The sequence below is a fragment of the Streptomyces sp. SD15 genome (assembly GCF_054462255.1).
In genome coordinates this window covers 20,605-32,746 of record NZ_JBTLMO010000051.1, presented here as the reverse complement: position 1 = coordinate 32,746, position 12,142 = coordinate 20,605, and the positions used below count along the sequence as shown (strand labels likewise).

Here is a 12,142-nt window from a genome sequence, read left to right as displayed (position 1 = left end):
CTTCCCGCAGATGCGGCCCAAACACGGCCGCCAGGTGGTGAGAGTTGACCTATGACCCGCACGCAGAAGCAGGCTGAGCACACCGAGGAGAACCCCCCGAAGCAGAACGTCAAGGGCGCGGTCAGCGCCGTCCAGTCGGTGGACCGCGCCGTGAGTGTGCTGGAGATCCTCGCCCGGCTCGGCGAAGCGGGCGTCACCGAGATCGCCGACGAGCTGGACGTGCACAAGTCCACCGCCTTCCGTCTGCTCGGTGTCCTGGAGAACCGCGGCCTTGTGGCCCAGGCCAAGGACCGCGGGAAGTACTACCTGGGTGCCGCCGTACTGCGCCTGGCGGGGGCGGCGGCGGTGCGCCTCGACATCTCCCAGGAGGGCGTCCCGGTCTGCCGCGAACTCGCCGGCGAGCTGGGCGAGACGGTCAACATCGCGGTCCTCGATGACGACGCGGCGGTCAACATCATGCAGGCCCGCGGCACCGCATCGGTCACAGCGCAGAACTGGCTGGGCAGACGCACCCCGCTGCACGCCACCTCCAGCGGCAAGGTGCTGCTCGCGCACATGCCCCCCACGCTGCGGGAAGGTCTCCTGGCGCGCTCGCTGCCTCGGTTCACCGAGCGCACGATCACCGGCACGGCCACGCTGCGCGCCGAACTGGGGGCGGTGGTCGAGCAGGGCTATGGCATGACCATCGAGGAGCTGGAGTTGGGGCTCGCTGCGGTGGCCGCGCCGATCCGGGCGCACGACGGCAAGGTGATCGCGGCCATCAGCGTGTCGGGTCCGGTGTATCGGCTGAACTCCGATCGGCTGCCGGAGCTGGCGAAGCGGACGGTGGCGGCCGGGGCCGAATTGTCCCGGCGTATGGGTTACGGCTTCTGAGACGCCGGGGGCACCATCCGTAGTCCGTGAACTGTGGGCCGTCGATGGCTGGTCGCGCAGTCCCCCCGCGTCCCTTCGGGGGGCGGGCCCAGCACCGCGCGGGGCCGGGATAATCCCGGCCCCGCGCGGTTGTGTGTCCGCCAGGTTTCGGACGCCCCGTTCCTTTTGCCAAGGGTTAACTCCCGCCTCTTGACGGCTCCATGACGGCGTTCTCAATATGTTCCTCATCGCGCAACCCATCTTGTATTGCGCAACAGCAGAGGAGCTTGGTCGTGCCACACGAGGTCCGTGCCGTAGTCGCTGTCAAAAAGGGCGCACCCGTCGAGGTGCAGACGATCGTCGTTCCCGACCCGGGCCCCGGTGAGGTCCTCGTCAACGTCCAGGCCTGCGGGGTCTGCCACACGGATCTGCACTACCGGGAAGGGGCGATCACCGATGACTTCCCCTTCCTGCTCGGGCATGAGGCGGCCGGCACGATCGAGGCGGTCGGCGAGGGTGTCACCGACCTCGCCCCCGGCGACTACGTGGTCCTCGCCTGGCGAGCGCCCTGCGGATCCTGTCGCTCCTGTCGCCGCGGCCGCCCCTGGTACTGCTTCGACTCCCGCAACGCCACCCAGCCGATGACGCTCCTCGACGGCACCCCGCTCACCAACGCCCTCGGCATCGGCGCCTTCGCCGAGAAGACCCTGGTAGCGGCCGGGCAGGCAGTGAAGATCGACCCGGCCGCCCGCCCGGAGGCGGCGGGCCTGATCGGCTGCGGGGTGATGGCCGGCTACGGCGCCGCCGTCAACACCGGCAACGTCGGCCGCGGTGACACCGTCGCCGTCATCGGCTGCGGCGGCGTCGGCAACGCGGCCATCGCGGGTGCCTGTCTCAACGGGGCCATGAAGGTCATCGCCGTGGACATCGACGACAAGAAGCTCGACCAGGCGGAGAAGTTCGGCGCCACCCACACGGTGAACTCGCGCGGCACAGATCCCGTCGAGGCCGTCCGCGCGCTCACCGACGGCTTCGGGGTCGACATCGCCATCGACGCGGTGGGCCGCCCCGAGACGTACAAACAGGCCTTCTACATGCGCGACCACGCGGGCGTCCTCGTCCAGGTCGGCGTCCCGGACCCCGAGATGAAGATCGACCTGCCCCTGATCGACCTGTTCTCCCGCGGCGGAGCCCTCAAGTCGTCCTGGTACGGCGACTGTCTGCCGAGCCGCGACTTCCCGTACCTCATCGACCAGTACCTGTACGGACTGCTGGACCTCAACGCTTTCGTCAGCGAGACGATCTCCCTCGATCAGGTCGAGGAGGCGTTCGCCAAGATGCGCCGCGGTGAGGTGCTGCGGTCGGTGGTCGTCCTGTGAGTGTCGACGCCGGCGCCAAGAGTCACTCGGTGAAAGTCCAGCGCGTCGTCACCTCCGGCACCTTCAGTACGGCGCGACCTTCGACGTCGACCACGACGTCTGGCTCGTGAGGGACGAAGAAGAGGTGCTGATCGTCGACGCCGCCCACGACGCCCGTACGACCCACCAGGCCGTCGCCGGACGTCATGTCACCGCGATCGCCGGCGCCACGGTCGTCCGCACCGAGCACGGCGCGGACACGACCATCGCCGCCGAATGTCCCAACGTCCCTACTCCCTAAGCGCGTTCACTCCCCACCCCGGCAAGGAGGGGCATGTCCAGCACCCCCGCACCCCGTCCCCGTGTCGTCGTCATCGGCGCCGGCATCGTCGGTTGCTCCCTCGCCGACGAGCTGACCGCCCGCGGCTGGACCGATGTCACCGTTCTCGAACAGGGCCCGCTGCCCGCCCCGGGCGGCTCCACCTCGCACGCACCTGGCCTGGTGTTCCAGACCAGCCCGTCCAAGACGCTCACGGCCTTCGCGCGGTACACCGTGGAGAAGTTCAACTCCCTCCAGGTGGAGGGCGTCTCCTGCTTCAATCCGGTCGGCGGTCTCGAACTCGCCACCACTCCCGAACGCCTCGCCGACCTGCGCCGCAAGGCCGGTTACGCCGCCGCCTGGGGCGTGCGCGGCGAGATCGTCAGCGCGGCCCGTTGCAAGGAACTCTGGCCGCTCATCGACCAGTCGGCCGTCCTCGGCGGCTTCCACACCCCCGACGACGGCCTGGCCCGCGCCGTACTCGCGGCCCGCGCACAGAGGGAACGCGCCGTGGAAAAGGGCGCCCGCTTCCTCGACCGCCACACGGTCACCGGCATCGAGCAGGAGGACGGCCGCGTCACCGCCGTCGTCACCGACCGCGGCACCTTTCCCGCCGACCATGTCGTCTCGGCAGCCGGGTTCTGGGGCCCCGTCATCGGCCGCATGGCCGGAGTCGACGTACCCCTGCAACCGCTCGCACACCAGTACGCGAAAACGCGGCCGCTCCACGAACTCGCCGACGCCACAAAGGAAGCGGAAAAGCCCATCCTCCGCTTCCAGGACCGCGACCTCTACTTCCGCGAGCACACCGATCGCATCGGCATCGGCAGCTACGCCCACAAGCCGCTTCCCGTCGACCCGTTCGGGATCCTCCCGTACGACGAGGCGCGCGCGAACAACATGGAGATGCCGTCCTCGTACCCGTTCACCGAGGAGGACTGGGCGCCGAGCTGGGACGACTGCCGTCGGCTGATGCCCGCCCTGCGTGAGACGGAGATCGAGGAGGGCTTCAACGGCGTCTTCTCCTTCACCCCGGACGGCATGCCCGTGCTCGGGGAGTCACGACATATCCGTGGCTTCTGGCTCGCCGAGGCCGTCTGGGTCACCCATTCCGCGGGGGTGGCGAAGGCGGTCGCCGAATGGATGGTCGACGGGCGCGCGTCGATCGACCTGCACGAGTGCGACCTCACGCGTTTCGAGGACGCGCAGCGTTCACCGTCGTACGTCCGTGAACGCGGCTCACAGCAGTTCGTCGAGGTGTACGACGTCCTCCACCCGCTCCAGCCGATGGAACAGCCACGACCACTGCGCGTCAGCCCCTTCTACGCCCGGCAGCAGCAACTCGGCGCCTACTTCCTGGAGGGCGGCGGCTGGGAGCGCCCGCACTGGTACGAGGCGAACGCCCCCCTCGTGGACGGCCTGGAACTCCCCGAGCGCGACGCCTGGGCGGCCCGCTACTGGTCGCCGATCGCCGCGGCGGAGGCCAAGGTCACCCGCGAGAAGGTCGCGCTGTACGACATGACCCCGCTGCGCCGCCTCGAAGTCACCGGCCCCGGCGCCCTCGACTTCCTCCAGCGCATGACCACCAACAACCTCCGCAAGAAGCCCGGCGCCGTCACCTACACCCTGCTCCTCGACGAAGCGGGCGGCGTCCGTTCCGACCTGACCGTCGCGCGCCTCGCCCCCGACCGCTTCCAGGTGGGTGCCAACTCCCCCACCGACCTGGACTGGCTGATCCGGCACGCACCCGACGACGTGCAGATCAGGGACATCACCTCCGGCACCTGCTGCATCGGAGTCTGGGGCCCGCTCGCCCGCGACCTCGTCCAGCCGCTGACCCGCGACGACTTCTCACACGAGGGCTTCGGCTACTTCCGCGCGAAGGAGACGTACCTCGGGCACGTCCCGGTGACGGCGATGCGCCTGTCGTACGTCGGTGAGCTGGGCTGGGAGTTGTATACCTCGGCCGATCTGGGGCTGAGGCTCTGGGACACGCTGTGGGAGGCGGGACAGCGGCACGGCGTGATCGCGGCAGGACGGTCGGCCTTCAACAGTCTGCGGCTGGAGAAGGGGTACCGCGCCTGGGGCGTCGACATGACCGACGAGCACAGCCCGTTCGAGGCGGGCGTCGGCTTCGCGGTCCGCATGGACAAGGACGGCTTCGTCGGCCAGGAGGCCCTCCAGGGCCTCGCCGGAACCGAACCCACGCGAAGGCTCACCCCGCTCCTCCTCGACGACCCCGCCGCCGTAGTCCTCGGCAAGGAGCCCGTCTACGTCGACGGCGCCCCGGCGGGATACGTCACCAGCGCCTCGTACGGCTACACGCTGGGCCGGTGCATCGCGTACGCCTGGCTGCCGGCGCTCCCTATCGCCACCGGCGTGCACATCGAGTACTTCGGCGAGAAGGTCCCCGCGACCGTCGCCGACGAACCGCTCTTCGACCCGAAGATGGACCGAATCCGCCGCTGAAACCGATCAAGAGTCAAGAGACCGGCCAAAAGCCAGAGGAGGCCCCTGTGTCCCCCACCTACGACGTGATCGTGATCGGTCTCGGCGGCATGGGCAGCGCCGCCGCCCACCATCTGTCCGCGCGCGGCGCCCGCGTGCTCGGCCTGGAGAAGTTCGGCCCGGTCCACAACCGCGGCTCCAGTCACGGCGGTTCGCGCATCACCCGCCAGTCCTACTTCGAGGACCCGGCGTACGTACCGCTGCTGCTGCGCTCGTACGAGCTGTACGACGAGCTGGAGCGGGCGACGGGCCGCGAGGTCGCCACCCTCTGCGGTGGCGTGATGGTCGGACGGCCGGACTCGCGGACCGTCTCCGGTTCGCTGCTCTCCGCCGAGCAGTGGGACCTGCCCCACGAGATGCTGGACGCTCCGGAGATCCGCCGCCGCTTCCCGACTCTGAACCCGAACGATGACGAGGTCGCGCTGTACGAGGCGCGGGCCGGGCTCGTCCGCCCCGAGAACACCGTCGCCGCACACCTCCAGCTCGCCACCCGGCAGGGCGCCGACCTGCACTTCGAAGAGCCGATGACGCGCTGGGAGCCGTACCGGGACGGTGTACGCGTACACACGGCCGAGAACACGTACACCGCGAGCCAGTTGGTGATCTGCCCGGGCGCGTGGGCACCGCAGCTGCTCACCGATCTCGGGGTGCCGTTCACCATCGAGCGGCAGGTCATGTACTGGTTCCAGCCGAAGGGCGGAGTACGGCCCTTCCTCCCCGAGAGGCACCCGATCTACATCTGGGAGGACGCGGCCGGAGTCCAGGTATACGGCTTCCCGTCCATCGACGGGCCGGAGCTGGGCGCCAAGGTCGCCTTCTTCCGCAAGGGGGTCGTGACCACCCCGGAGACCATCGACCGGACGGTCCACGAGGACGAGATCCAGGCCATGGCGGATCACATGTCCCGGTGCATCCCCGACCTACCGGGCACCTTCCTCAAGGCCGCCACCTGCATGTACTCCAACACCCCCGACGAGCACTTCGTGATCGCCCGCCACCCCGCGCACCCGGAGTCCGTGACCGTGGCCTGCGGTTTCTCCGGGCATGGCTTCAAGTTCGTGCCGGTCGTCGGCGAGATCGTCGCCGATCTCGCCCTGACGGGCACCACCGATCATCCGATCGGCCTGTTCGACCCCCACCGCCTCGCCGCCGCGCCCGCCTGAGGAGTACGCACGTGACGACGACCCCCGTCTCCCCGTCCCCCATCTCCCCCAGCCTGATCGCCACCCTCCCCGGGCACTACTACACGGACCCGGAGATCTTCCGGCAGGAGCAGGAATTTCTGTTCGAATCGATGTGGATCTGTGCCGTGCGCTCCGCGGATCTCGCCAGGCCCGGTGCCTTCCACACCGTCAAGGTCGGCCGCGAGAGCGTTCTGATCACTCGCTCCCGCACGGGTGAGCTCCGCGCCTTCCTGAACATCTGCCGCCACCGCGGAGCACAGCTGTGCACGGAGGAGTCCGGCGAGGTGCGCCGCAATCTCCAGTGCCCCTACCACGCCTGGACCTACGACCTCGACGGCAAGCTGGTCGCCGCGCCCAACCTGATCAAGATGCCGGACATCGACCGCGTCGCGTACGGTCTGGTCAAGGTCGCGCTGCGTGAGTGGCTCGGCTACGCCTGGGTCTGTCTGGCCGACGAGCCGCCCTCCTTCGAGGAGACGGTGATGGGCGCGGCGGTGGAGCGGCTGGGCGACACGGCCGCCATCGAGCACTACGGCACCGAGAAGCTGGCCCTCGGCAAGCGCATCACGTACGACGTGAAGGCGAACTGGAAGCTGATCGTCGAGAATTTCATGGAGTGCTACCACTGCGCCACGATCCACCCCGAGCTCACCGACGTCCTCCCGGAGTTCGCCGAGGGCTACGCCGCCCAGTACTACGTCGGGCACGGCGCCGAGTTCGGCGAGGACATCCAGGGGTTCACGGTCGACGGCAGCGAGGGCTTCGGCCGGCTGCCGGACATAGCGGACGACCAGGACCGTCGCTACTACGCGATCACTGTGAAACCGACGGTCTTCATCAATCTGGTCCCGGATCATGTCATCCTGCACCGCATGTTCCCGCTCGCAGAGGACCGCACGATCGTCGAGTGCGACTGGCTCTACGCGCCCGAGGTCGTGGAGTCCGGCGCCGACGTGTCGAAGTCGGTCGAGCTCTTCCACCGGGTCAACGAACAGGATTTCGAGGCCTGCGAGCGTACGCAGCCGGCCATGGCGTCGCGGGCGTATCGGAAGGGTGGTGTGCTGGTTCCGACCGAGCACCACATCGGGATCTTCCATGAGTGGTTGATCATGCAACTCGGAGGCTCCCATGCCTGATCTGTTCATCGACGGTACGTGGCGGGGCGCACTCGACGAGCGCACCCGAGAGATCCGTTGCCCCGCGGACGGCTCCCTGGTGGGCGTCGTCGACGAGGCGGGCGGCAAGGACACGGCGGAGGCGATCGCCGCCGCGCGCCGCGCCTTCGACGAGGGCCCCTGGCCGACGACTCCGGCGGCGGACCGCGGTGACCTGCTGATACGCGTCGCCGACCTCCTCGTACGCGACAAGGACGCACTCGCCCGCGCCGAGTCGCTCGACACCGGCAAGCGGCTCGTCGAGAGCGAGTACGACATCGACGACATCGCGAACTGCTTCCGCTACTTCGGACGGGCGGCCGCCAACGAGACGGGCCGTGTCGTCGACACGGGCACGGCGAGCGTCGACAGCCGTGTCGTGTACGAGCCCGTCGGGGTCTGCGCGCTGATCACGCCCTGGAACTATCCGCTCCTGCAGACGGCCTGGAAGGTCGCCCCGGCGCTCGCGGCGGGCAACACCTTCATCCTCAAGCCGAGCGAGCTGACCCCGCACACGGCGATCCATCTGATGCGGCTCCTCGACGAGGCCGGGCTGCCGCCGGGCGTGGCCAACCTGGTGCTGGGAGCGGGCCCCGAGGCGGGTGCGCCCCTCGGCGACCATCCGGACGTGGACCTGGTCTCCTTCACCGGTGGACTGCACACGGGCCGCCGGCTGATGGCCGCCGCGGCCGGGACGGTCAAGAAGGTCGCCCTGGAACTCGGCGGCAAGAACCCCAACATCGTCTTCGCCGACGCCGACTTCGAGACGGCGGTCGACATGGCGCTGACCGCTGTGTTCCTGCACTCCGGGCAGGTGTGCTCAGCCGGGGCTCGACTGCTGGTCGAGGACTCGCTGCACGACCGGTTCGTCGACGAGGTGGTCCGCCGGGCGTCGGAGATCCGCCTCGGCGGCCCGTTCGACGAGCGGGCGCAGACCGGGCCGCTGGTCTCGGCGGCGCATCGCGCCAAGGTCGAGGCGTATGTCGGCCGGGGCATCGCGGAGGGCGCGGTGCTGCGGTGCGGTGGCAAGCGTCCCGAGGGGCTCGACGAGGGCTTCTACTACCTGCCCACCGTGCTGGACGAGTGCACGGCCGGTATGTCCGTGGTACAGGACGAGTCCTTCGGGCCGGTGCTGACCGTGGAGCGCTTCAGCGACGAGACGGAGGCGGTGCGGCTCGCCAACGACACGATCTACGGCCTCGCGGGTGGCGTCTGGAGCACCGACGAAGCCAAGGCCCAGCGTGTGGCGGCCCGGCTGAGGATCGGCACGGTCTGGATCAACGACTACCACCCCTACGTCCCGCAGGCCGAGTGGGGCGGTTTCAAGCAGTCCGGTTTCGGGCGCGAACTCGGGCCGTCCGGCCTCGCCGAGTACCGCGAGGCGAAGCACATCTGGCGCAACACCGATCCGGCTCCGCAGGGCTGGTTCGCGTAATCCCTCTTCCGCCCCTTCGCCCCGCCCCTCCCATCTCCCCCACCCCTTTGTCCCGGCACCCGCACGAGCCGCGCCCCTCTCCCCGATCCAGGAGGCCGCTCATGACAGCCCATCCACCGACAACGGAACAGAACGACGATTCCGAACTCGCCGAGTTCGGCTACAAGCCCGAGCTCAAGCGCACCCTTGGCAACTTCCACACCTTCGCCGCCGGCATCAGCTATATCTCCATCCTCACCGGCACCTTCCAACTCTTCTACTTCGGTTACGGCACCGGTGGTCCCGCCTACTGGTGGTCCTGGCCGATGGTCTTCATCGGCCAGTTCATGGTCGCGCTCTGTTTCGCCGAACTGGCCGCCCGCTATCCGGTGGCCGGCTCCGTCTACAACTGGTCGAAGAAGGTGGGCAATCCACACATAGGCTGGCTCGCGGGCTGGATGATGCTGCTCGCCTCGATCGTGTCGATCGCGGCCGTGGCGCTTGCCTATCAGTTGACGCTTCCGCAGATCTCGTCCACCTTCCAGTTCGTCGGCGACGGGACCGGCACCTACGACGTCGCCACCAACGCGGTCCTGCTGGCGGCCGTGCTGATCCTGTTCACGACCCTGGTGAACGCCTTCGGTGTGAAGCTGATGGCGACCATCAACACCGCGGGCGTCTTCATCGAGCTGATCGCCACCGTCGTGCTCATCATCCTGTTCGCGGTGCACATCACGCGCGGCCCGCAGGTGGTCATGGACACCCAGGGCCACGGGGCCGGGCAGCCGTTCGGCTATCTCAGCGCGTTCCTGGTGGCCTCGCTGGCGTCCGCGTATGTGATGTACGGATTCGACACGGCCTCGTCGCTCGGCGAGGAGTGCCTCGACCCGTCGCGCAACGCACCGCGCGCCATCATCCGTGCCATCGTCGCCTCGTTCATCCTCGGTGGCCTGGTCCTGCTGCTCGCGCTGATGAGCGTCTCCAGCCTGAAGGGCGAACAGCTGTCCACGGACGGTCTGCAGTACATCGTGCTCGACGTGCTCGGCCCGACGGCCGGCAAGGCGATGCTGTGGTGCGTGCTGATCGCGGTCACGGTGTGCGCCCTCGCCGTGCACACGGCGGCGGTCCGGCTGGCCTTCGCGATGGCCCGCGACAACAATCTGCCCGCCTCGTCCAAGCTGGCCAAGGTCAACCCGCGGTTCAAGACCCCGGTGCTGCCGACCGTGATCATCGGTCTGCTCGCGCTGGCGATCCTGGTGGTCAACATCCGCCAGCCGCAGATCTTCACCGTGGTCACCAGCATCGGCATCATCATGATCTACCTGGCGTATCTGATGGTCACCGGGCCGATGCTGGTGGCCAGGCTGCGTGGCAAGTGGCAGCCCGCGGGCGACGGCAAGTTCTCGCTCGGCCGCTGGGGGCTGCTCGTCAACATCGTCGCCGTGGTGTGGGGCGCGGCGATGACCGTCAATCTGATCTGGCCGCGCTCGGCGGTCTACAACGCGACCGCTCCGTACCACTGGTACCTGCGCTGGGGTGCCGTCCTGTTCGTGGGCATCGTCGCGGGCGGCGGCTTCGCCTACTACTGGTTCGTGCAGCGGCACAGGACCGGAGTGCTCGCCGAGCACCAACTCCAGCCCGCGTCGACCGCGTCGGCACCCCTGGGCACCCCGGCCACCGACTGAGCACCGAAGAACGACCGACTGAAGAGCAAGTCAAGGAGGTAAACTCCCCATGAATGTCGACGAGTTCGACTATGTCGTGGTCGGCGGCGGCACCGCGGGCAACGTGGTGGCGGCCCGGCTCTCCGAGGACCCGTCCGTCACCGTGTGCGTCCTGGAGGCGGGACCCAGCGACGTCGGCGACGACGACGTCCTCAAGCTGGAACGCTGGATGGGACTCCTCGAGTCCGGCTACGACTGGGACTACCCGGTCGAGCCGCAGGTCAGCGGCAACAGTTTTATGCGGCATGCCCGTGCGAAGGTGCTCGGCGGCTGCTCCTCGCACAACTCCTGCATCGCCTTCTGGGCACCCGCGGAGGACCTGGACGACTGGGCCGCCGGGGGCTGTACGGGGTGGAGCGCGGCCGAACTCTTCCCGCTCTACCAACGGTTGGAGTCGAACGACGCTCCCGGCGATCATCACGGCCGCACCGGACCGGTGAAACTGCGCACGTTGAAGGGCGAAGACCCCTGTGGCACCGCCCTGTTGGAGGCGTGTGCGCAGGCGGGCATTCCCACCGTTGGTTTCAACACGGGCAAGACCGTGGTCAGGGGCGCCAACTGGTTCCAGATCAACTCCGATGAGAACAACATCCGCCAGTCCTCGTCGGTCGCGTATCTGCACCCGGTCATGGGCAAGCGGCCGAACCTCTCGGTGCGGACGGGGGTTCGGGCCAAGAAGCTCGTCCTGGAGGGGCGCAGGTGCGTGGGCGCCGAGTATCTGGACCCGGATCTGATCCACACCCGGACGGTGCGCGCCCGCCGCGAGGTGATCGTGTCCTGTGGGTCCATCGACACGCCCAAACTGCTGATGCTGTCGGGCGTCGGGCCCGCCGCGCATCTGCGCGAGGTGGGCGTCGCGGTGGTGGTGGACTCGGCGGGCGTCGGCGAGAACCTCCAGGACCACCCCGAGGGCGTCATCATGTGGGAGGCCAAGCAGCCCATGACCACCACGTCCAGCCAGTGGTGGGAGGCGGGCATCTTCTACGACACCGAACCCGGTTTGGACCGCCCTGACTTGATGTACCACTACGGCTCGGTGCCGTTCGACATGAACACCGCACGGTGGGGCTACCCCACGTCCGAGAACGCGTTCTGCCTGACGCCGAACGTCACCCGTGCGAAGTCACGCGGCACGGTCCGCCTGCGCACCCGGGACTACCGCGACAAGCCGATGGTCGATCCGCGCTACTTCACGCACGAGCACGACGTGCGCGTGATGACGTACGGGCTGAAGCTGGCCCGTCGCATCGCCGAGCAGCCCGCGCTGAGCGGGTGGGCCGGGGCGGAGTTGGCGCCCGGTCCGGACGTCCGGACCGACGACGAGTTGCTCGACTACATCCACAAGACCCACAACACCGTCTACCACCCGTCCTGCACCGTGAAGATGGGCGCGGACGACGACTCCTCGGCCCCGCTCGACGCGCGGCTGCGGGTCAAGGGGGTCGAGGGTCTGCGGGTCGCGGACGGTTCGGTGATGCCGGATCTCGTCTCCGTCAATCCGTGCATCACGACCATGATGATCGGTGAGAAGTGTGCGGACCTTTTGAAGGAGGAGGTGTAAGCCCCTGCGGTGGGTCGACTGCGGGCCGCCGGTGGCTGGTCGCGCCCACACGGCGGAGCCGCACATGT

9 protein-coding genes are annotated in these 12,142 nt (G+C 68.6%); all 9 read left to right on the top strand.

What is annotated here, in order from left to right; genetic code table 11:
• Positions 1-51: 51 nt before the first annotated feature.
• Positions 52-873, top strand: coding sequence for an IclR family transcriptional regulator (locus ACX28W_RS35215; RefSeq protein ID WP_459004073.1), 822 nt, complete (start codon positions 52-54; stop codon positions 871-873).
• Positions 874-1,145: 272 nt separating this feature from the next.
• A complete protein-coding gene (locus ACX28W_RS35210) occupies positions 1,146-2,231 on the top strand; it encodes an S-(hydroxymethyl)mycothiol dehydrogenase (protein WP_459004072.1) in 1,086 nt (361 codons plus the stop codon).
• A 106-nt stretch (positions 2,232-2,337) separates the two neighbouring features.
• Positions 2,338-2,511 (top strand): hypothetical protein, encoded by a 174-nt coding sequence (locus tag ACX28W_RS35205; RefSeq protein WP_459004071.1) that lies wholly within the window; start codon positions 2,338-2,340, stop codon positions 2,509-2,511.
• A gap of 33 nt (positions 2,512-2,544) precedes the next feature.
• On the top strand, positions 2,545-4,998 hold the full coding sequence (locus tag ACX28W_RS35200) for a GcvT family protein (protein ID WP_459004070.1): 2,454 nt from the start codon (positions 2,545-2,547) through the stop codon (positions 4,996-4,998).
• Between the two features lie 47 nt (positions 4,999-5,045).
• Positions 5,046-6,200 carry an N-methyl-L-tryptophan oxidase gene (solA, locus tag ACX28W_RS35195; protein ID WP_459004069.1) on the top strand — a complete coding sequence of 385 codons (1,155 nt, stop codon included), beginning with the start codon at positions 5,046-5,048 and terminating at the stop codon, positions 6,198-6,200.
• An 11-nt stretch (positions 6,201-6,211) separates the two neighbouring features.
• Positions 6,212-7,357: an aromatic ring-hydroxylating oxygenase subunit alpha gene (locus ACX28W_RS35190; RefSeq protein ID WP_459004068.1), complete on the top strand. Its 1,146-nt coding sequence runs from the start codon at positions 6,212-6,214 to the stop codon at positions 7,355-7,357.
• The gene (locus ACX28W_RS35185; protein ID WP_459004067.1) at positions 7,350-8,810 is read left to right on the top strand and encodes an aldehyde dehydrogenase family protein; all 1,461 of its coding nucleotides are present in this window, start codon (positions 7,350-7,352) and stop codon (positions 8,808-8,810) included. Before ACX28W_RS35190 ends, ACX28W_RS35185 begins: the two co-directional genes overlap by 8 nt.
• A 101-nt stretch (positions 8,811-8,911) precedes the next feature.
• Entirely contained in the window at positions 8,912-10,474 is a 1,563-nt protein-coding gene (locus ACX28W_RS35180; RefSeq protein ID WP_459004066.1) for an APC family permease, read from the top strand.
• A 49-nt stretch (positions 10,475-10,523) separates the two neighbouring features.
• Positions 10,524-12,074, top strand: a complete 1,551-nt coding sequence (locus tag ACX28W_RS35175; protein WP_459004065.1) for a GMC family oxidoreductase — start codon at positions 10,524-10,526, stop codon at positions 12,072-12,074.
• The last annotated feature ends 68 nt before the right edge of the window (positions 12,075-12,142 follow it).